Below are 20,578 nucleotides of genomic sequence, written 5' to 3'. Positions count from 1 at the left end.
GTAAGAAATGAATTTCGTATATGTAAAACTTGAATTATTTAATTTTTCGGATTATTATGTATAAAATAGTTAACATATTTTGTAATTCAAATTTATAGAAAGTAGGAGAGTGTAAGATGGAAATAACGGTAGAGCGTTTAGTAAATGAATTAAAGGGTGTACTTCCCGAAGATCGAGTAGTAATCAATACAACAGTAAGAGAGTTACATAGTAAAGATGAATCTTATCATGCTAGTAGTTTACCTGATGTAGTAGTTTTTCCGAAAACGACCGAAGAGGTTAGCACGATAATGAAAATAGCGAGTGAGCACGGGACACCCGTCGTTCCGTTTGGGGTAGGTTCTAGTTTAGAAGGACATGTAATTCCTTATGAAAAAGGAATTACGGTTGATTTTTCATTAATGAACAAAATTCTTGAAATAAGAGAGAAAGATTTTCTGGTGAAAGTACAGCCAGGAGTGACTCGTTCTCAGCTCAATAAAGAATTGAAGAAATACGGATTGTTTTTTAGTGTGGATCCAGGAGCAGATGCAACGTTAGGGGGAATGGCTGCTACAAATGCAAGCGGAACGACAGCGGTTAAGTATGGAGTAATGCGTGATCAAGTTCGTGATTTAGAAGTCGTTCTTGCTGATGGGGAAGTAATACATACTGGGAATTTAGCTGCGAAGTCGTCATCAGGTTACCATTTAAATGGTGTTTTCGTAGGATCAGAAGGTACGCTTGGATGCTTTACAGAGTTAACATTAAAAGTATACGGCATACCAGAGCATGTTATGGCCGCGAGAGCATCGTTTCCAACTATAAATGATGCAGTAGAAGCTGTTATTAACATATTGCAAGCGGGTATTCCGATTGCGAGAATTGAACTCGTTGATGAACTATCTATGAAACAAGTCAATCATTACAGTGAAACAAGTTACAGAGAAGAACCTACATTGTTTTTAGAGTTTCACGGTAATGAAGCAGGGTTAAAGCAAGATGTTGAGTTTACGAAAGAAATTGTTTTTGATCATAAATGTAAAGAAGTTGCTTTTGAAACGGAAACTGCAGCGAGAAATAAATTATGGGATGCACGGCATAACCTAGCATACGCTTACGTTCATAGCTATCCTGGTAAAAAGCTTATGAGTACAGACGTATGTGTACCAATTTCAGAATTGGCTGGGGCAATTCAACATGCGAAAGATACATTAGATAAGGTTGGGCTTGTTGGTGGTATTCTTGGTCATGTAGGAGACGGGAATTTCCACGTGCTCTTAATGGTTGATCCAAACGATAAAGAAGAAGTGGAAAAAGCAGATGAAATAAATGAAAGTATCGTTTTGTATGCTCTTAAACGAGGGGGAACGTGTACAGGAGAACATGGCGTCGGAGTCGGAAAAAGGAAGTATCAAGAAGAAGAACATGGGGCGGCATTATTCGTAATGGAAAAAATAAAGAGAGCTCTTGACCCGCAAAATATTTTGAATCCGAATAAGGTGTTTCAATTAAAGGATAGGGGCTGATTGGGTGAAAGTACTAGAGGCGATAAGTAATATAGCTGGAAAGTATTTTGCATTTTGGGTTATTTGTATTGCAGCTATTGCATATTTTATTCCTGCTCCATTTCTGGGGTTAACTAGTTACATAACGATTTTACTTGGGGTTGTCATGTTTGGGATGGGATTAACATTGAAGGCTGTTGATTTCAAAATCATAGCTACAAAACCATTACCAGTTATTATCGGTGTATGTGCTCAGTTTATTATTATGCCACTTGTCGCATACGTACTAGCCTACGTTATGAATCTGCCAGCCGAATTAGCAGCTGGATTAGTGTTGCTCGGTTCAGTACCGGGTGGCACCGCATCAAATGTTATGGTTTATTTAGCAAAAGGGAACTTAGCGTTGTCTATTGCAATGACGTCATTATCAACGTTACTAGCACCAATTGCTACACCTCTTATTTTATTATTACTTGCAGGGCAATGGATGCCAGTGAATGCTATGTCCATGTTTCTTTCTATCGTACAAGTCATTATCATACCGATTATTTTAGGATTAGTAGTGAAGAAGTTATTCCCTAAAACTGTTACGAAAGGAATGACCGTTATCCCTTTCATATCGGTTGTAGCAATTATCATTATCGTTTCTGCAGTTGTTTCAGCGAATGTAAGTAGCATTACTTCTTCAGGCCTTCTTATCTTTATTGCCGTTATGCTTCATAATGCTTTCGGTTTTTTACTCGGATATATAACAGCATTCATACTTAGACTAGACGAAGGGACAAGAAGAGCTATTTCAATAGAAGTAGGAATGCAAAATTCAGGTTTAGGTGTTGCGCTAGCAACAGCACATTTTGGACCAGCTGCCGCCCTCCCAAGTGTGTTAGCAGCAGTATGGCATAACATTGCAGGACCGATTTTAGCAACCATCTGGTCAAAAAATGCAAAGGATACTTTCAGTGATGAAACTTTATCGGTAAATATAGAAAAATAGGAATGATAAAGAATGCAAAAACGTATTGTACATTTTGAAGGGCTAGTTGTTTTCATAGCTGCGATTTATGCGTATTCATTATATGAATTTAGTTGGATAATATTTTTTCTGTTCCTTTTAGCTCCGGATTTATCAATGTTAGCGTATGGTATAAATAATCATGTTGGGGCTAACATTTATAATTTATTTCACACATATATCATATCGATATTAATTGTTATCATAGGTGCTTATTTTAAGATAGATATAGTTATTATGATTGGTTTAATATGGACCGCACATATTGGAATGGATCGAATGTTTGGATATGGATTGAAATATGAGACGGATTTTAAGGATACTCATATTCAGAGGTTATAGTTGCTTTTGAGGAGAGGGATACTTTGAAACAGAGAATTACTATCGAAGAGTATAACATCAAATGGGAAAGTGAATTTAATAAGTTACAAACTCTCATTAACGATGTAATGGAAGACAGTATTTTATCCATTGAACATGTTGGGATTACATCTATTAAAGGACTTGCAGCAAAACCAATATTAGATATTGATATCGTAATAGAAGATTATGGTTTTTTTCCTAAAGTAGTAACAAAGCTTGAAGCGATAGGATACTATCATCAGGCAGAATGGAGCTACAAAGGGAGAGAGGCGTTTGGCAGAAAGGACGCTTTCGTTCCGTGGGACGGAGAAAGTACAGATTGGATGGAACATCATTTGTATGTGTGTGATAAAGAAAGTGAAGAGCTAAGAAGACATATAGCGTTTCGGGATTATCTTCGTGAACATGAAGGTGTTGCTGTTGAATATGGACATTTAAAGGAAGAGTTAGCAAGAGAGGCAAAAAGTAGAACGAGCTATAGTGAAGGTAAGACAGCATTTATTACAAATATATTAGAAAAGATAAACTAAGGCGGCATGGAATACATGCTGCCTATTCTTTTGAAATAGAACGCTGCCATTGTAAAAGAAATACAAACTGGCCCTGTTGAATGCTACGATACTTAAATATAATGAGAAATAAAAGATCGGAAAAGAGGGAACTTATGTATATACCAAAATATTTCGCAATACAAGATGAAGAAATGAAGTACGAAATAATGGAACAAAATAGCTTTGCAACGTTATTTTCTCAACATAATGGGGAACCATATGCAACGCATTTACCATTGTTATTAAATAGGGAGACCCTTACTTTACATGGTCACTTCGCACGGCCGAATGAACAGTGGAAAGATATTGGGAATCAGCAAGTACTAGCTATATTTCAAGGACCACATAGTTACATCTCTCCGTCATGGTATGAAACAAACAATGCAGTACCAACATGGAATTACGTTGCAGTGCATGTATATGGTGAATTAGAAATTGTTGAAGATGAACAGGAATTAATAGACTCTCTTCAAGAGTTAGTACATAAGTATGAAGATCCGGAGAGCACCTACTCACTTAATGATGTAGACCCGAATTATATGGGAGGATTAAGTAAGGGAATAGTTGGGTTCAAAGTAAAGATAAATAAAATAGAAGGAAAAGCGAAGTTAAGTCAAAATCATTCTGTGGAGAGACGGAATTTAGTTGTGGAGGAACTTGAGAAAGTTGGTAGTGAGGGGAGTAGGGGGGATTGCAGGGTTGATGAAAGATTAACGATTAACGATTATATAAAGGATATGTGCGTTTAATTTATATAAATTAAAAATTCGTGCTAATAATTAGCACGAATTTTTGTTATGCTTGTTTAAGCCCGTATGCTGGAGACCATGTATCGCCTTTATTTAAGGCTACATCTTTGGAATTATGACTAAATCCAAAACTCAAAATTAATGTCAATGCTACTGCCGATAGTGCTAAACCAATTTTTTTCATTATTTTAACGCCCCTTTAGCTAATGATTTTTTACGTGCTTGATTGCTTAAATAAAAATATTTACTTGCTTTGAAGTGATTTTCTTCTGCATAAAACTTATTTGCTATTCTTTCTGTATACTCTTCGATGCATTCCCATAACTCTTCTGTTTCGAAATAAGAAACTCCTGCTAAAACTACTTTTTCTATTTCAATTGTATTTGATTCTTTACAAAGCTCGTCTAAGATTTTAAATCGATATTGATATTCTTTAATTTCTAGTTTGTTACAGACGGATAAACCTCTTTCAATAAATTGAGATGCAGATTCTTTTTCACCTAATTTCAAATATTCATCTGCTTGCAGATAAAGAGCTTTAAAATGATTCGGCATACTTTCAGTAACTTCGGATAGATGACGAATTGCTAAAGAAGAAAGATTTTGATTTGCGTACAGTAAACCAATATTATTTCTTGTACGTAAAAGTAATGATTTTTCGCCTTTCTTTTTAAGAATATCGATAGCGGAGTTAAAACTTTCTTCAGCTTGTTCATATTGTCTTAAATCTAGACAAGATAGCCCGAAAACATTGTCACATGCAGCTAAATTAACTTCATATCCTGAGTGTGTAGAGAAAACTTTTTTAGCTTTTTGTATATAGTTGATTGCTAATAATGGGTTGTATATTTGGTAATAAAAAGAGGCGATACGATAATTGAATTCAGCAAGTTCTAATTCTTCAGGTACATATTTTAAAAGTTTTTCAGCTTTCTCGAAGTGATTTTTAGCTTCATTATAGTCTGCAAGAATGGTGCTATGAATGGCTTTAAAGAAGTGATAATAATAAGCAAGACAATTATTTTCGGGTACTGGATAAATATCAATTTTATTAAAAGCATCTTTAGTAATATTTAAACCATCCGTTAAAACTTCATATCTAAAATTAAAAAGTGAATAATACAATAGTAGATTAGTATCTTTTTCAGAACTAGAGATTTTATCCTCAATATCATTTTTAATCTTTGTTGCTTGAATAGTTTGATGTTTCAATATTACTCTATACCAATCATTAAATAATTTCGTAATTTGTTCATTACCTTGTAGTTGAACGTTCATGAAATCCCCTCGCTTTTTGAATATTCTTATAAAATATAGTATCAAAAATAACAATATTTAGAAATACGATTTTTATTTCTCAATATTTGTTTAACAAACTTTTCAGTAAGCCGATTGGAATAGTATTAATTTGTTTTGGAGTAAAGAAAAGGTGTCGGGGGAGGGGGGCATTTTAAATTTCTAGTTGAGAGGTGAAAATATAAAAAAGGGTGCGTTCACACAATTTGTATGAACACACCTTTTTACAGATTAAACAATCAAGTCCCACAAAAAGTACGATAAGGGCGATTCGTAGGCGCAGGTGGAAGGCAGTATTCTTCTTGATCTGTAGAATATGCATAAGGATTTGCTAGAGCTTCAAGAAGTTTTTCCATTACGCTATAGTCGCCATTTGTGACAGCGGCTTCTAGTGCTTCTTCTACGCGATGGTTTCTTGGGATGATTGATGGGTTATTATTTTTCATCATTTCGTAGGCATTTTCTTTCGATTCATCTTGTTTTTCTAATCGAGATTGCCACAGTTTGTACCATTCTTTAAATTCAGGGCTATCGAATAGAGGGGTATTTTCTAACGTATTAAGAGTTAATGAACGGAATGTATTTGTGTAATCCGCTTTAAATTTCTCCATCATTTTTAAAAGTTGCTCAATAAGTGATTGATCTTGTTCTTCGTTGCTAAATAGTCCTAATTTCTTTTTCATTCCAAGGAACCACTGGTTTTCATACTGTACGCTAAATTTTGAAATTTCGTCTTGAGCAATCTTTAATGCTTCTTCTTCATCTTCGTGTAGGATTGGTATTAAGGATTCAGCTAGTCGCGCGAGATCCCATGCGGCCATATATGGTTGATTTCCATATGCGTAGCGACCTTGTGTATCAATGGAGCTAAATACAGTTCCTTGGTCGTAATTGTCCATAAATGCACAAGGGCCGTAATCAATCGTTTCACCGCTAATCGTTATATTGTCAGTGTTCATTACGCCGTGAATAAATCCAACAAGTTGCCATTTTGCGATAAGACTTGCTTGTCTTTTAATGACCTCTTGTAGCAATGCAGTATATCGGTTTTCATGATCTTCAATTTCTGGATAATGCCTTTTTATTGTATAGTCAGCTAGTGATTGAAGATCCTCGATAGAACCGCGAGCTGCAGCATATTGAAATGTGCCGACGCGTATATGGCTGCTTGCTACTCTAGTTAAAATAGCTCCAGGTAACTTTGTTTCACGATATGTTGGTTCGCCTGTTGTGACAACTGCTAAACTGCGGGTAGTTGGAATATCAAGTGCATACATTGCTTCGCTAATAATATATTCACGTAGCATTGGACCGAGTGCAGCACGACCATCACCGCGGCGTGAATACGGAGTAGGACCAGAACCTTTCAGTTGAATGTCAAAACGTTTACCTGAAGGAGTCATTTGTTCACCAATTAAAAGAGCACGACCGTCGCCTAACATATTAAAATGTCCGAATTGATGACCGGCATATGCTTGTGCTAATGGACGAGCTCCTTCTGGGAGTGCATTACCAGCGAAAATAGCGATTTCGGCTTCCTTCTTCAATTCTTCAGGATTAAAGCCAAGAGATATCGCAAGTGAATGGTTTAGCTTAACTAACTCCGGTGAACTTACGGGAGTAGGTGGGATTTCTGTATAAAATGATTGTGGTAAAGTCGTATAACTATGGTCTAAATTCCAACCAGCTTCATTATTTTTAGTCATTTTATCTCCTCCTTGTTTATTTTTTTTATTATGTATTTGTACGTATGTATTCTTTGTAAAATTAGCTAAAAGTATAATATGATATTTCCCCTTGCAATCTATTGTAAGGACTTCACTGCACTATGTCTATTTAACAGTAAATATAAAAACTCCATTTGAAGAAAATGGAGTCTTTATTATTATTTCATTTTTACAATTATTTTTCCTTTTGCTCTTCCGGCCTCTGAATATTCCATTGCTTTTTGCGCATCTTCAAAAGGGAAAACTCGATCGATTACAGGTTTGATTTTTCCGGCTTCAATATAGTTTGCGATAGTACGTAATTGATCTCCGCTTGGCTTCATAAATAAAAATGAATATTGAGCATTATGCTTTTTTTCAAGTGCAGTAAGTTTTTTACTTGCTAATGAAAATAAGAATGTTTTAAAAAATCCAGAACCAAATTCTTTACCGAAACGAGCGTTTGGCATTCCTGAAACGGAAACAATGTTGCCGCCGCTTTTTATAATATTGAATGATTTTTCAAGTGTTGTACCACCAATGGTATCAAATACTGCATCATAATCTTTTAGTATTTCTTCAAATTTTTCTGTTTTGTAATTAATAATTTGATCTGCTCCAAGAGACTTTACTAAATCGGAACCAGCTTCACTAGCAGTTGTTGTAACGGTAGCGCCCATTATTTTTGCTAACTGAATTGCGAAAGTACCAACACCACCAGATCCAGCGTGAATTAAAATCTTTTGATCTTTTTGTAATTGCATAATGTCATGTAATGCTTGATAGGATGTTAAGCCAACAAGTGGAATTGAAGCAGCTTCTTCAAAACTTAAATTTTTCGGTTTTAAAGCTATGTCATCTTCATGAATGGCTATATACTCCGCAAAAGTACCAATCTTATTTTTTCTTGGACGTGCATATATTTCATCGCCGACTTTAAAACGAGTTACTTTTGATCCAACCTTTATGATGACACCAGCAAAGTCATTCCCAAGGATTAGGGGCATTTCATATTTAAGTAACACCTTTACTTTTCCATCGCGTATTTTAAAATCAATTGGGTTAATACTAGCTGCATGAATTTCTGCGAGCACTTCATGCTCATTTATTTCAGGAATAGGTACCTCGGCCATACGCATTGGGACTTTTCCGTACTTATCAATTATCATCGCTTTCATTTCTTATACCTCCAAATTTCAATAAAGTGAAACTTTAATCAGTGGGGGTTCTTCATCTCCCACTGATTATTAGTTGAACCAATCGGACTTTTACGGGCAGTTGATCCCCTATCTAAATTCTTTACTTTCGCTGAATTCTGAGGTGGGGGTCTTACTGCCCGTTAAAGTGGGATAAAAGTTGTGCAATAGCTTTTCGATATCTAATACAAGATTTTTTAATAAACTTAATTTTGTACGTATATCAATATAATAAAAGTTTTTTGTACCTTCTTTTCGCATTAAAATAATACCGGCTTCTCGTAAAATTCTAAGGTGATGTGATACCGCTGGTCGAGAAAGGTGTGTTTGTTTCGTAATTTCACCTACACGTAATCCTGTTTGACATTCCGTTTCCATGAGAACTAACAAAATAGCTTGACGTGTTTCATCGCCAATTGCTAATAATACTTTTTGAGAATCAATAAAATCTTTTTTTATAACATTTAATTGTTCTTGTTTATTCATTTCAATTACTTTACCTCCTGCTAATGAGTCGAAAGGTTTAAGATGATGGACCATTACTTCGATACGGTAATGCTACATGATTGTTGTATGAGCTGCAATATTGGGAAAGAAAATCGAGACGAATGAAATTTTATGAGTTGAAAATGGTAGGAGATAGAAAAGGCTTAATAATACGTTGTTTACAGATGAGGATGGTTAAGTCATTGCACAAAAAATTAAGCGGTCGTAACCCTATATAATTTATTGGGTTGCGACCGCTTATCATGTTTTTATTATTTTGAAGTGAGTTGTTTCGTTTTACTCTTTCATACATGCATAATTCAAGCAGATTATAGATGTATGAAAAAGTAAAAGTAATTTGGGGCGTAATCTATCTATATGATAATTTAAAATGAAATATAAGTCTATATCTTTGTTGTTTTTTTGATTATATTTATGTCACTGAGCTCAGAACAATGATGTGGAGGATAAGTATATGGAATTGAATTATGTACCAGTTTTAATTGTTGGAGGGGGATTATCAGGATTAGCGTCTGCGTTATTCCTTGCAAAACATAATATTGAATACTTGCTTATTGAAAGGCATCCGTCTACTGCCATTCATCCGAAAGCAGGTGGAATCGCTTTTCGTACGATGGAGTTATTTCGAGAATTAGGTTTAGAACAAAGAATTAGATCAGCGGGTAAAACATTAGAAAATTGCCGAGGAAGAATAGCTGTTCATACAATAGCTGAGGCGAATCAGGAAGAATTCGCACAATTGAGAGTGACTCAGTATGGAAACGATGAAAAATTACTTCGAAAAGTAAAAGAGATTAGTCCATCAAAACAAACTGCTTGTTATCAAATTACTTTAGAAGAGATGATGTTACAAGAAGCGAGAACATTAGGCGGAGAATTATCTTTTTATCATGAATTGGTTTCTTATGAACAAAATGAGCAAGGAGTAATCGCAACGATTCGAAATCGTGAAACAGAAAAAGAAAGTGTCATACATTGTGACTATGTAATTGCAGCAGATGGGGCAAAAAGTAAAATACGTGAGCACTTAGGGATTAGTACCGAGGGCCGTGGAACAATTGGTGGTTATTATATGAATATTTATTTTGAAGCGGATTTAAGTGAATTTATACAAGGAGATGCATTTGGTTTTACTATGGTACTTCATCCTGAAGTTCTTGGTGCGCTTATTCCAGTTGATAACGAAAGAAGATGGATTTACCATGTATCCTACGATCCATTAAAAGGAGAGCAACCAGAAGATTTCACTATAGAACGTTGTAAACAAATTATTCAAACCGCAATAGGAAGTACAAATGTTGAGTCAGAAATAGTAAGTGTTTTACCGTGGGAAGCGACTGAAAGTACTGCTACAAAATTTCAAGATAATCGCATTTTTTTAGTTGGTGATTCTGCACATATTATGCCGCCAACAGGAGGGTTTGGTTCCAATACAGGAATACAAGACGCACACAATCTAGCCTGGAAATTAGCGGCTGTTATAAAAGGAAAGGCAAAACCAAAATTGTTAGAAACATATCATGAAGAGAGATATCCTGTTGCAAAATTAACGACAGATTATGCGAGTAGTTTACTGTTTCGTGCTGCGAATAGAGAGGAAGGCAGTCTGAATAATATGGACGGTTTAGCTGTGACTGTTGGGTATCATTATAGTTCAGATGCAATAATAGATGAATCAGTCATTCCACATAGAATGGATAGCGTAGAGTTGAACGGGAGACCTGGAACGCGAGCGCCACACTTTTGGGGAATGTATAAAGGGAAAAAAGCTTCTATATTAGACTTATTTGGTAACAATTTTGTATTACTTACTGGAGTAGACAATAGTTCTTGGGCTGAAGCTGTGTATGATGTTTCATCTAAATTAGGGATAAATATTAATGTATATCGAGTAGGGGGAAGCGGAGATTTTATTGCTCAAGAAAATGTTTTTCGTGAATTATATGGGATAGGAAATGAAGGAACTGTATTAATTAGACCAGACGGCTTTATTGGATGGCGTTCGGAAAAAGCAGTGGTAAATCCAGATGTAATACTGGAGAAGGTAATGAGTAATTTATTATGTAGTTTTTAAGTAGCTATGGAAGTATATTGTTTTATATGCTTCACTTTACTGAAAAAATAATATTCACAAATATTAATAGGTTTGGTATGATTAATTTCGACAAGTTAATCGAGGCCGGAGATATTTGAGATAAGCCATAAATTTATTTAAGGATACAGAAGTGTCCTCTAAATAATTTATGGCTTTTTTTATTGATGAAATGTAATCAATAGGAAGTTACATGTGAATAGGGGGGATATGGAAAATAAATAGTATAGTAATAACATAGGGGAATTATATTTGTAAGATTGGAATTTTAATATAAACTTATAAAAATGATGAAAGTATATCTTCTATTTCGTGTAAATCTCATTAACTTGTTGAAATTTGTAACGTAGGAAGGGTTAGAAGGATGAGAAAAATTATTAGCGTTTTAGTTATCTTCTTTATGACGGGAAGTATCTTTGCTGGGGGAGCTGTTCATGCGAAAGCAGAAGGAAAGCATGAGTGGAATAAGAATAAGTTTTTAAATATTGCACATCGCGGAGCAAGTGGACATGCACCTGAGCATACTTTTGCTTCTTATGATTTAGTGAAAAAAATGAAAGCGGATTATTTGGAGTTAGATATTCAATTAACTAAGGACGGCCAGTTGATTGCAATGCATGATACGGCAGTTGATCGCACGACAAATGGTACAGGTGAAGTACGAGATAAAACATTAAGTGAAATAAAGAGTTTAGATGCAGGATCGTGGTTCAATAAAGCGTATCCAGAAAAGGCTAAGCAAGAGTACGTTGGTCAAAAAGTTCCGACTCTTGAAGAAATTTTCCAAAAGTACGGAAGAAGCATGAAGTATTACATTGAAACAAAATCACCAGATGTGTATCCAGGAATGGAAGAGAAATTATTAGCTTTATTAGAAAAATATAATTTAATAGGTCAAAACATGTCTTCTAGCCGTGTGATGATTCAATCATTTAGTAAAGATAGTTTAATAAAGATTCATAGTATGAATGAAAATATTCCGTTAGTTCAACTGCTTTGGTATTATCCAAATGAAAACAATGAGATTGTTGAATGGTCTGCTATTACACATGAACCGAAACATGTAACGAATGAAGATTTTCAAGAAATTAAAAAGTATGCAGTTGGTATTGGACCAAACTTACGTAATGATAACGGAGAATTAATTATTGATGAGTCATATATGAAAATAGCTAGAAATAATGGACTGCTAATTCATCCTTATACAATTAATGAGAAACCAGATATGAGATTGTTAATAAAATGGGGTGCTACAGGAATGTTTACAAATTATCCTGATCGATTACATAGTGTGTTAAAAGAAAAATAAATAGGAGAAAAGGTATACCGACATTTTGGTATACCTTTTTTTATTATGCTAGATTATAGTAATAGGATACATATTCTTCTAAACCTTCAACCTCATTTTCAGGTGGCTCAATGCCGCCCTTTCTACCGTAGCAAACATTTCTCAAGTATTCTCCAAAAATCATAGAGCGACTTTTTTCATTTTCCATCCAATTATATCTATTAATGATAAACTCACCATCGAAACTTGTATCAAATGTATATGGGATACAAGTAATAGTTTTAGGTAAATGTTTTTTTAATACTTGATATTGCCGACCAGCGCCTAAACTTTTGCAAACAAATAGTAGCTGATTAATCTTTGTAAAATCAAAAATCTTTTTCGCTTCCATTACATTAGCGATAGAATGGAGGGAGTTTTTCTCGAATAGGATAGCATCTTTTGGTACGCCATGTTCAAGTAATTTATTTACAATTACTTCTGCATCTGACAAATCCCCGTAATTCCAGCTCGGATGTTTCATGCCATGTAAACTAGTACCACCTGTAACGATAATTTTATTTCCTAAACCTTGTCGATAAGCTTCTAGAGGAGCTTGCCAATTGCCAGGGTGTGAACCGCCGAAAACGAATATTGCATCACATTTTTGTGGTGTTATTTCTTTTAGAAAAGTGATTTCTGTAATTTGATCGATTTGTTTTTTCGTAAGAGTAGGGACATCAGGATATTTAGGTATTACCATTTGAAAACCTCCTATATAATAAAATGACAAATTCATTATATAGCGATTTTAATAAGTGGAAAAAGGGAAGCTTTTCATTTGAAAGTACCCCTTTTAAGATAACTCTCCAATAAACCAAATCTCTTTTTTATCGATTGTATCTTCATCATAAATGACTTCTTGAAAGTGAAACAGTTGGGCAGTAGGGCGAATTGAAATTCCCCATGTTTCCCAAAAATTAATTTCATTTGAAAGAGGGATCCATGTTTGAAATTCATTATTTCTATTGAAAAAATTTTGAAAGTAGTCATCGTTTTTAAATACGATAATTTGCGATCTCCATAAATTTTCTATAGAAATTATAGTAACAACTCGATATGTATGTGTATCATTCGGTTTTATTTTTATTAAATGATTCACTCGATCTATTAAGGTTTGTATACATAATCGTTTTACTTTTCTAGGTGTTTTATGAGACTCGATAAAAGCTTGAGAAACTGGTAAAGGCATATACCAATATTCATCGTTATAGAAAGTAGAAGGGAATATTTTTGTATGTTCCTCAATGCGTTTAATCATAGTGTTTGTTTTTCGTTTCATCCCACGTATTTTCTTTTCATGCATTGTGAGTCATCTCCATAAATTTTTGTAATGCAGCTGAGCGAAATATATCGTTTCTAGTAATGAAAGTAGTAGGAACCTTTTTGAAGCTATTTGGTAAAGGGTTGAATGATACGTCATGTTCATGTCCCTTTAAAATTGATTTCATCATAATCGCTACGCCTATATTTGATTTTACACATGCAAGTATCGCTTCGATTGTTCCGAATTCTAATACTCGTTTAGGCGAGATGTCTTCTTCTTGAAGCCAGTCTTCTAATAAACTTCTATAATAGCACCCGTGACTAAAAGCGAGTAAATTCATATCTTCTATGTCTGTAAGAGAGGATAAAGGTTTTTTACTAATGAGAACCAATTCTTCTTCATGAAATACAGTTGTATGGAGTTTATTATGCTGAGTAGAGCCAGCTATAAACGCTCCGTCTAGTTTTCGCTCTAATACAAGCTTAATTAGTTGTTCAGTCGTATTTGTTTCCAAAATCAATTCGACTTCTGGGTACCTCTCATAGTAGGCCGTTAATATAGAGGGAAGCCTTACCGCAGTTGTAGATTCTGTACACCCAATTTTTAAAGTACCTTTAGGATCAGTTCCATTACTTTGAACCGCTTTTATAGATTGATCCATTAAGTGGATAATTTGTTTGGCGTACGTTAATAAAATCTCACCGTTAGAAGTTAAAGTTACACCTTTTCCGTTTCTGTAAAATAAAGGAACACCTAATTCATTTTCTAGTTGTTTCATACGCATCGTTACGCCTGATTGCACATAGTTCAAATTTTTCGCTGCGTGAGAAATATTATTTTCCTTCGCGACTTCGTAAAATACAGTTAAATCTTTTATGTCCACGTATCATCCCTCCGAAAAGGTATCAATTTTTTTGATGGATTATATGATGAATCTTTATTTTATATGATATCAGAACTTTCATACAATGGAAGGGGGAGGGATTATTATGTTGATTGAAGAAAGGGTGAATAGTACTTATAAATGGGTTATGTTAATTGTTGCGACGATTGCTCAAACAACAGCGACACTTATAACGTATGGTGTCGGGGTTTTCGCTTTATTTTGGAAAGAAGAATATGCACTTACGAATACGGAGAGTGGATTATTAGTAAGTGTTGTAAATGTTGGACCGTTATTTTGTATGCTTTTTGTCGGTCGGCTACTTGATCAATATAATGAAAAAATATTAATTTCTATCAGTTCATTTTTGCTAGGGAGTTCGCTTTTACTAACTAATATAGTAAGTGGATTTAATGGGTTATTATTTGTACTTTTATTAATAGGAATGTTTTATAGTGTTTCCCAGCCAGGAGGAAGTAAAGTGATTTTAAAATGGTTCCGAAAAGAAAATCGTGGGTTAGCGATGGGAATAAGGCAAGCGGGTATACCGATTGGTGGCGCGTTAGCGGGAGTGTTAATCCCGTTTCTTACAGTACAATATAATATGACTTACGCGATCAATAGTATCGCATGCATTTGTATAATGGGAGGAGTATTATTTTTTGTGTTTTATAAAGAGCCATATGTTCAGGAGGAAGCGAGGAAAGGACATAATAACATTTCCTTTTGGATGGAGCTAAAAGTAGTGATATGCAAAAAAGAGTTGTATCCAATTTATATAACGGGTATTTGCATGATTTCATTACAAATGGTGTTAGTTGGACACTTCATGAAATTTTTAGCAGGGGAACAATCGATTACATCTATTGTAGCCGGAACAGTATTTTCGGTTATGTTCTTTTCTGGAATGATTGGTCGTATTGCATTAGCAGCTATTAGTGATGTGTTGTATAAGGGGAATCGGCGTATACCTTTATTTATAGCTGTCTGCGCTTCTATCGGCTTGATTTTATTGTTAGTAATGAATATACATACAATAATGAGTGGAGTCTTGTATAGTGTAAGTGCATTGTTAGGATTCTTTTCAATTGGATGGTTTAGTCTTTTTATAGCCGAAGTTGCTGAATTGGCAAGTGAAGAATCTGTAGGAATAACAGTGAGTGTAGCACTTACATTAAATCAAATTGCTATTATTGTTGCACCTGTTTTATTTGGTTATATTGTGGATGAGAAAGGGTATGCGTATGCGTGGTTATGTATAGTAGTATTGTTAAGTATCTCGGCAGTCAGTTTATATAGAAAAAACAAGAAAATAAAAGAAAGTTAGCAATGTAAATTTTTTATGAAGAAAATATAAAGAAATGCCGAGTGAGCGACATTTCTTTTTTTATTTGTTGTATAATCAAAGTATAAATGAGATTCATTTTCAATGAAGTTCATTGCCTGTAATTTTAGCTATAATGATTTGTTTTTCTTTATCGTTATTTACATGATTTATTTTGTTTGAAAATTTTTAGTATCATTTCCTTTTAAAGTTGTAATCTATTTTACTTAATATTAAATTATAACTATATTTTATTGTAGGATAATGAAACGTCATATCATCTAAACGATTGTTTTTATCTGTGTTTTTCATCTTAACAACTCCGTTTCTTATCTTGTGTAACAAATGTTACATAAGATGTTGAAATTATAGTAGGGTGCATCCGATTGTATGGTGGAAATTTTGCGAGAAAGAAATACAATAGAGAGTAGCCGAAAACTGAATATGAGAAAAAGGAATCTAGTTCATTTAGGTGAATAATAGGTAGTATTATAAAAAATTTAAAAATTAATAGATATAGAATAGAATGGATGCGCGTTAAGTGAAACTATATAAAAGAGGGTTCCTATTATGCTAAAGAAATGGTTAATCGTTTTCTTTGTTTTTGCTATTTTTTGTGGGAGTGTCGTTGCACTAATACATGCAAATAAAGGTAAGAAATATGATATAAAGGCATTTTCTAATTTAAATAGTAAGCAAAAGGACGATATGCAAGAAGTTGATGCAACTGAGAAAAAACGCTATGAAGCTGTAGCTGGAAAACTAGATCAATATTTAAAAGATAAAGGATTTAATGGGAGCGTTCTTGTAGCTAGTAAAGATCATGTGATTTTACGAAAAGGTTATGGATATGCGAATGTGAAAGATAAAGTAGTAACAACGCCAAGAACGAAATATCGTATTGGTTCTATTACGAAAACGGTCGTTGCAATATCTATTATGCAGCTAAAAGAAAAAGGGAAATTAAATATTGAAGACAATGTAAATAAGTATATTCCATCGTTTCCAGCAGATAAAAACATTACGTTACGAAATCTATTAACACACACATCTGGCTTGCCAGATCAAGGACAAGGTAGGGTGGATGCAGGGTCACGTTTAAAGTTAGTAACGTGGATTGGAGCGCAAAAATTGCAATTTCCTGCAGGGACAGGCTGGAAATATACAGACTATAATTATATGGTGCTTGCATATATTGTAGAAAAAATTACGAATAAACCGCTCGCTGAATACGTGAAAGAAAATATTTTTACTTCTGCTGGCATGTATGAATCTGGAATGGGGGCGACTCTCCCAGAAGATATTTTTTTAGCAGAAGGTTATACGAGAAAAGATAATGAATTAATAGCTGCCCCCCGCTTAAAAATGAACTGGTTGTATGGGTGTGGTGAAATGTATACAACTGTTGAAGATATGAAAAGATTAGATGAGGCAATAATGGATGGAAAGCTGTTATCTAAACAAAGTGTATTAGATATGTTTACTGCATCACCTGCAAGAAAATATGGATTTAGTTTCTATACGTATCCAGATTATTATCATAACCACGGGGTATTAGCAGGCTGGAATACTTTTAATAATTTTAACTGGGATAAAAAAACATTCGTCATATTGTTCTCTAACGTCCAAAATGGTATGAATGATGCATTTAATCAAGAGTTTAGGAAAATGGCGAGTGATTTAATAGAAGGAAAGGGAGCATGAAAGAGAAAGAGCCTCTAGCGAGAGGCTCTTCTTTTTTATAAAGTTGAAAATTCTTCAACAAGTTCACTAAAACGATGTAATGCACTTTCAATCGGTTCTGGCGTAGTTAAATCAACGCCAGCTTTTTTCAGTAGATTTAATGGATAATCTGAACTTCCACCTTTAAGGAATTCGAGATAGTTTTTCTGTGCATTTGGATCGCCGCTTAATAATTTATCAGCAATTTGGATTGCAGAAGCGAATCCAGTTGCATATTTGTACACGTAAAATGGACGATAGAAATGCGGTATTCTAGCCCATCCGTATTTTACTTCTTCGTCAAATACGAGGGAGTCGCCGTTATATTCTCTAAACAAGTTTTCGTAAACCTCGCTAAAGGTTTGGGCATTTAATGATTTACCTTGCTGTGCCATTTCATGCGTGATTTTTTCAAATTCAGCGAACATGATTTGTGTAAAGAAAGTGCCTTTAAATTTCTCAATGAAATGGTTTACTAAATGGTTACGCACGTTAGCATCTTTTGCTTCTTTTAATAAATGATGAATTAATAGCACTTCATTTACTGTAGAAGCGACTTCTGCGACGAAAATAGTATAGTGTGCAGAAATTCTTGGTTGATATCCGTGTGAGTAGTGCGTATGCATGCCATGCCCACATTCGTGAGTAAGGGTGAAAAGGCTATTTAAATCATCGTGATGATTTAAAAGAATGAATGGATGAACGCCGTATACACCAAAGTTATAAGCACCGGAACGTTTTCCTGGCGTTTCTCTTACGTCAATATAACGTTTATCTTTAAAGCTTTTTAATGTTTCAATATATTCTTCACCTAAAGGAGCTAGTGATTCAATCATGATGTCAAACGCTCTATCGTATGGAATATCTTGTTTTACACCTTTTACTAAGTCGACACTTAAGTCATATTGTCTTAGTTCATCGACATTTAATTTCTCTTTTCGAAGTTCATTATATGTATGTAAAGATTGAATGTTTTTTTTCGTCGTTTCAATTAAATTTTCATATACTTCTTTCGGAACCATGTCGCCAAATAATGATTTCTCTAACGCTGATGGATATTTTCTTAGCTTAGAAACAGTAACATTATTTTTAATAGCTGCAGATAAAGTAGAAGCGATAGAATTCTTTAATTGAACGTATGGTTTGTAATAAGCTTTATAGGCTTCTTTACGTTTTTCGCGGTTCTCATCTTCTATTAACTTTGCATACATTCCTCGTGTTAAAGTAACTTTTTCTCCATCATTAGTAGCCACTTCACCAAATAGTATATCTGCATTATTTAGCATGCCATATGTATGTTGCGGAGAGGAGAGTGCTTCGCCCATTTGTGATAAAATCTCTTCTTGGTCCTTATTCAATACGTGTTTTTTATAACGGTATAATTCAAATAAATCTTCTTTATAATATTGTAAGCCTTCAGCTTCTTCTATGTAAGTGTGTAATGTGTTTTCATCTACGCTAAGTAAGAATGGAGAAAAGAAAGATTTAGCTGCACTTACTTTCACTTGTAATTGTGTTACTTTATCGACAAGAGATTGAGCGTCAGTATCGCGTGTATCAAGATCAGATTGTAATCGTGCATAAGCGAATAGTAAAGATATGATGCTAGAAATTTCTTCACTCTTTGTTAAATAGGCTAATAAACTATTGCCATCGTGAATATTTCCATTAAACTCGTGTAGTTCTTTCGTTAATACTTCAATTTTATGAAAATCACTTTCCCAATCTTCAATGGTATCATAAATATCCGTTAAATCCCATTTTTCTTTCTCATCTACTTGTAGTCGATCTTTAAGTTCTGTCATAATCATTTCCTTTCTAAATATGTAGTTATATTTCTATATAACTATGAAATACAACAAATTGCAAAAAATCCCTGCTGAAAATTAAAAAGCCTTGCTAAAAGGCAAGGCTTGAAAAATTATAATGTAATTCCGAATTTTGAATGTAAAAGGTTTTTATATTGCCCATCTGTAACTTTTTCTTTCGTTTTTTTACCGTTTTTCGCTATTGTGAGACTATCCTTCGTTAAAGAGGCATGCCCATCTTCAGTTAGTTTTACAATAAGAGGTACTTTGTTAAATGGTGAGCACTCATGTTCAACGATAATTTTTTGTGCTGCATTTGCTTTTTCTTCATCCACTTCTTCTATATAAAATGCATAGCCTAACGTCCAATCATCAGTAGAAGATTGATCCAAAAACTCATTGTTTTTACGCATCTCTAACATGTAGTTTCCTTTTTCGGTCATTTCTTTACGAATACGATAATCTCCTGTAACGGAGTGAATGACTTCACCTGAGAAAGGAACAGGTGCAAGTGGTAAGTATGATCCGAATCCAACTTCAATTAAATAAAGCTCATTATGATGTGTTAAAACGGTTGCGATATGGCCAGAATCAACAGCCCATATAGAATTTGCAGCGTTATACACTGTTCCTGAAACGAGATGAACATCGAATCCAGCGTCTTTAAGGAAGTGATACATAGTAGGATTGAGTTCATAACAAAGACCACCACGATTGTTTACTAAAATTTTTTCTTTTAGATTTTCTTTTGATATTTCCTTAAAATTCTTTTCGAGAACATTTAAGTTTTCAAATGGGACAGTTTGTGCCATCGCGTACATAATGTTAGGTAAATCTTCAAATGAAACTTTGTCTTTTTCTTCTATATGTAATCGTGCGAAAAATTGTTTTTGAAAGTCTGTCATAGAAACCCCTCCGTTAAACGATTTATATATATTGTATCTAATATCGCAAGAGGAAACATCTGCATATGTGCGTACGACTAAAGTATGACACCTTTACTTCTTGCTATACATATAGTATGATGATTTCAGTAAATTAGATTTCAATGACCATAATATAAAATAATGAGAGGTGCTTTTTGTGAGTGCGGTAGGTACTAAATAGGAAAAATTGAATGAAATAAATCGGATAAGAACAGGGGATTTTTATGTATACCATACCCCTAATTTTGTCATGGATTTATTTCGATACCTATGAAGATACCTACAATACTTTATAAAGCGTGTAATAAGGGGATTGCCATCCGTTTTTTATGGTTTATTTCCTCATATGTTATTACTCATGC

At 34.2% G+C, this 20,578-nt stretch carries 19 protein-coding genes and 1 pseudogene; 9 read left to right on the top strand and 11 right to left on the bottom strand.

The window, feature by feature from the left end; genetic code table 11:
- Positions 1–116: 116 nt before the first annotated feature.
- The 5 genes from BAQ46_RS05570 (at position 117) to BAQ46_RS05550 (ending at position 4,162) form a co-directional block, all read left to right on the top strand.
- Positions 117–1,508, top strand: coding sequence for an FAD-binding oxidoreductase (locus tag BAQ46_RS05570; RefSeq protein WP_061131703.1), 1,392 nt, complete (start codon positions 117–119; stop codon positions 1,506–1,508).
- Positions 1,509–1,512: 4 nt separating this feature from the next.
- Complete coding sequence (locus BAQ46_RS05565; RefSeq protein WP_071741758.1) at positions 1,513–2,481, top strand: bile acid:sodium symporter family protein; 969 nt, start codon at positions 1,513–1,515, stop codon at positions 2,479–2,481.
- Positions 2,482–2,493: 12 nt separating this feature from the next.
- On the top strand, positions 2,494–2,841 hold the full coding sequence (locus tag BAQ46_RS05560) for a DUF4260 domain-containing protein (RefSeq protein WP_001172036.1): 348 nt from the start codon (positions 2,494–2,496) through the stop codon (positions 2,839–2,841).
- Positions 2,842–2,864: 23 nt separating this feature from the next.
- Positions 2,865–3,392: a GrpB family protein gene (locus BAQ46_RS05555; RefSeq protein WP_071741757.1), complete on the top strand. Its 528-nt coding sequence runs from the start codon at positions 2,865–2,867 to the stop codon at positions 3,390–3,392.
- A gap of 134 nt (positions 3,393–3,526) precedes the next feature.
- A complete protein-coding gene (locus tag BAQ46_RS05550) occupies positions 3,527–4,162 on the top strand; it encodes an FMN-binding negative transcriptional regulator (RefSeq protein ID WP_071741756.1) in 636 nt (211 codons plus the stop codon).
- Between the two features lie 46 nt (positions 4,163–4,208).
- Here BAQ46_RS05550 and BAQ46_RS05545 read toward each other — a convergent pair whose 3' ends face one another.
- From BAQ46_RS05545 to BAQ46_RS05520, 5 genes are all read right to left on the bottom strand, one after another.
- Positions 4,209–4,346 (bottom strand): Phr family secreted Rap phosphatase inhibitor, encoded by a 138-nt coding sequence (locus BAQ46_RS05545; RefSeq protein WP_071741755.1) that lies wholly within the window; start codon positions 4,344–4,346, stop codon positions 4,209–4,211.
- On the bottom strand, positions 4,346–5,440 hold the full coding sequence (locus tag BAQ46_RS05540; RefSeq protein WP_061131706.1) for a response regulator aspartate phosphatase: 1,095 nt from the start codon (positions 5,438–5,440) through the stop codon (positions 4,346–4,348). The genes BAQ46_RS05545 and BAQ46_RS05540 overlap by 1 nt, the downstream gene beginning before the upstream one ends.
- Before the next feature lie 257 nt (positions 5,441–5,697).
- Positions 5,698–7,164: a protein adenylyltransferase SelO gene (locus BAQ46_RS05535; protein ID WP_000164891.1), complete on the bottom strand. Its 1,467-nt coding sequence runs from the start codon at positions 7,162–7,164 to the stop codon at positions 5,698–5,700.
- 179 nt (positions 7,165–7,343) lie between these two features.
- Complete coding sequence (locus tag BAQ46_RS05530) at positions 7,344–8,342, bottom strand: NADP-dependent oxidoreductase (RefSeq protein ID WP_000646405.1); 999 nt, start codon at positions 8,340–8,342, stop codon at positions 7,344–7,346.
- A 108-nt stretch (positions 8,343–8,450) separates the two neighbouring features.
- Positions 8,451–8,846, bottom strand: coding sequence for an ArsR/SmtB family transcription factor (locus tag BAQ46_RS05520; protein ID WP_001041183.1), 396 nt, complete (start codon positions 8,844–8,846; stop codon positions 8,451–8,453).
- 475 nt (positions 8,847–9,321) lie between these two features.
- On the opposite strand from BAQ46_RS05520, the gene BAQ46_RS05515 reads away from it, so the two are divergent.
- Positions 9,322–10,941, top strand: a complete 1,620-nt coding sequence (locus tag BAQ46_RS05515) for an FAD-dependent oxidoreductase (RefSeq protein ID WP_071741754.1) — start codon at positions 9,322–9,324, stop codon at positions 10,939–10,941.
- Positions 10,942–11,323: 382 nt separating this feature from the next.
- The gene (locus tag BAQ46_RS05510) at positions 11,324–12,268 is read left to right on the top strand and encodes a glycerophosphodiester phosphodiesterase (protein WP_071741753.1); all 945 of its coding nucleotides are present in this window, start codon (positions 11,324–11,326) and stop codon (positions 12,266–12,268) included.
- A 43-nt stretch (positions 12,269–12,311) separates the two neighbouring features.
- Here BAQ46_RS05510 and BAQ46_RS05505 read toward each other — a convergent pair whose 3' ends face one another.
- The 3 genes from BAQ46_RS05505 to BAQ46_RS05495 all read right to left on the bottom strand — a co-directional run bounded on the left by BAQ46_RS05505 (position 12,312) and on the right by BAQ46_RS05495 (position 14,436).
- Positions 12,312–12,989, bottom strand: a complete 678-nt coding sequence (locus BAQ46_RS05505) for a YdcF family protein (RefSeq protein WP_071741752.1) — start codon at positions 12,987–12,989, stop codon at positions 12,312–12,314.
- 93 nt (positions 12,990–13,082) lie between these two features.
- Positions 13,083–13,592, bottom strand: coding sequence for a DUF3916 domain-containing protein (locus tag BAQ46_RS05500; RefSeq protein ID WP_061131712.1), 510 nt, complete (start codon positions 13,590–13,592; stop codon positions 13,083–13,085).
- Positions 13,585–14,436 carry a LysR family transcriptional regulator gene (locus BAQ46_RS05495; RefSeq protein ID WP_061131713.1) on the bottom strand — a complete coding sequence of 284 codons (852 nt, stop codon included), beginning with the start codon at positions 14,434–14,436 and terminating at the stop codon, positions 13,585–13,587. The genes BAQ46_RS05500 and BAQ46_RS05495 overlap by 8 nt, the downstream gene beginning before the upstream one ends.
- Before the next feature lie 106 nt (positions 14,437–14,542).
- Between BAQ46_RS05495 and BAQ46_RS05490 the strand changes: the two genes are divergently transcribed.
- Positions 14,543–15,763 carry an MFS transporter gene (locus BAQ46_RS05490; RefSeq protein ID WP_061131714.1) on the top strand — a complete coding sequence of 407 codons (1,221 nt, stop codon included), beginning with the start codon at positions 14,543–14,545 and terminating at the stop codon, positions 15,761–15,763.
- A gap of 99 nt (positions 15,764–15,862) precedes the next feature.
- On the opposite strand, the pseudogene BAQ46_RS31020 reads toward BAQ46_RS05490, so the two are convergent.
- Positions 15,863–16,072: pseudogene (locus BAQ46_RS31020) on the bottom strand (hypothetical protein).
- 258 nt (positions 16,073–16,330) lie between these two features.
- Here BAQ46_RS31020 and BAQ46_RS05480 point away from each other — a divergent pair.
- Positions 16,331–17,464, top strand: a complete 1,134-nt coding sequence (locus tag BAQ46_RS05480; RefSeq protein WP_000915218.1) for a serine hydrolase domain-containing protein — start codon at positions 16,331–16,333, stop codon at positions 17,462–17,464.
- Positions 17,465–17,499: 35 nt separating this feature from the next.
- On the opposite strand, the gene pepF is transcribed toward BAQ46_RS05480, so the two are convergent.
- Positions 17,500–19,287, bottom strand: coding sequence for an oligoendopeptidase F (pepF, locus tag BAQ46_RS05475; protein ID WP_071741751.1), 1,788 nt, complete (start codon positions 19,285–19,287; stop codon positions 17,500–17,502).
- Between the two features lie 116 nt (positions 19,288–19,403).
- Positions 19,404–20,195 (bottom strand): arylamine N-acetyltransferase family protein, encoded by a 792-nt coding sequence (locus BAQ46_RS05470; RefSeq protein WP_000129178.1) that lies wholly within the window; start codon positions 20,193–20,195, stop codon positions 19,404–19,406.
- Positions 20,196–20,578: the final 383 nt, after the last annotated feature.

It is taken from the genome of Bacillus paranthracis, from assembly GCF_001883995.1.
GTDB classification, from domain to species: domain Bacteria; phylum Bacillota; class Bacilli; order Bacillales; family Bacillaceae_G; genus Bacillus_A; species Bacillus_A paranthracis.
This window is presented reverse-complemented; position numbering and strand designations above follow the sequence as displayed.

What these genes read in the sequence shown, in the direction of transcription:
- BAQ46_RS05570 (WP_061131703.1), top strand. Translation starts at nt 117, where the DNA reads ATGGAAATAACGGTAGAGCGTTTAGTAAATGAATTAAAGGGTGTACTT.
- BAQ46_RS05560 (WP_001172036.1), top strand. Translation starts at nt 2,494, where the DNA reads ATGCAAAAACGTATTGTACATTTTGAAGGGCTAGTTGTTTTCATAGCT.
- BAQ46_RS05550 (WP_071741756.1), top strand. Translation starts at nt 3,527, where the DNA reads ATGTATATACCAAAATATTTCGCAATACAAGATGAAGAAATGAAGTAC.
- BAQ46_RS05545 (WP_071741755.1), bottom strand. Translation starts at nt 4,346, where the DNA reads ATGAAAAAAATTGGTTTAGCACTATCGGCAGTAGCATTGACATTAATT.
- BAQ46_RS05540 (WP_061131706.1), bottom strand. Translation starts at nt 5,440, where the DNA reads ATGAACGTTCAACTACAAGGTAATGAACAAATTACGAAATTATTTAAT.
- BAQ46_RS05535 (WP_000164891.1), bottom strand. Translation starts at nt 7,164, where the DNA reads ATGACTAAAAATAATGAAGCTGGTTGGAATTTAGACCATAGTTATACG.
- BAQ46_RS05530 (WP_000646405.1), bottom strand. Translation starts at nt 8,342, where the DNA reads ATGAAAGCGATGATAATTGATAAGTACGGAAAAGTCCCAATGCGTATG.
- BAQ46_RS05520 (WP_001041183.1), bottom strand. Translation starts at nt 8,846, where the DNA reads ATGAATAAACAAGAACAATTAAATGTTATAAAAAAAGATTTTATTGAT.
- BAQ46_RS05515 (WP_071741754.1), top strand. Translation starts at nt 9,322, where the DNA reads ATGGAATTGAATTATGTACCAGTTTTAATTGTTGGAGGGGGATTATCA.
- BAQ46_RS05510 (WP_071741753.1), top strand. Translation starts at nt 11,324, where the DNA reads ATGAGAAAAATTATTAGCGTTTTAGTTATCTTCTTTATGACGGGAAGT.
- BAQ46_RS05505 (WP_071741752.1), bottom strand. Translation starts at nt 12,989, where the DNA reads ATGGTAATACCTAAATATCCTGATGTCCCTACTCTTACGAAAAAACAA.
- BAQ46_RS05500 (WP_061131712.1), bottom strand. Translation starts at nt 13,592, where the DNA reads ATGCATGAAAAGAAAATACGTGGGATGAAACGAAAAACAAACACTATG.
- BAQ46_RS05490 (WP_061131714.1), top strand. Translation starts at nt 14,543, where the DNA reads ATGTTGATTGAAGAAAGGGTGAATAGTACTTATAAATGGGTTATGTTA.
- BAQ46_RS05480 (WP_000915218.1), top strand. Translation starts at nt 16,331, where the DNA reads ATGCTAAAGAAATGGTTAATCGTTTTCTTTGTTTTTGCTATTTTTTGT.
- pepF (WP_071741751.1), bottom strand. Translation starts at nt 19,287, where the DNA reads ATGACAGAACTTAAAGATCGACTACAAGTAGATGAGAAAGAAAAATGG.
- BAQ46_RS05470 (WP_000129178.1), bottom strand. Translation starts at nt 20,195, where the DNA reads ATGACAGACTTTCAAAAACAATTTTTCGCACGATTACATATAGAAGAA.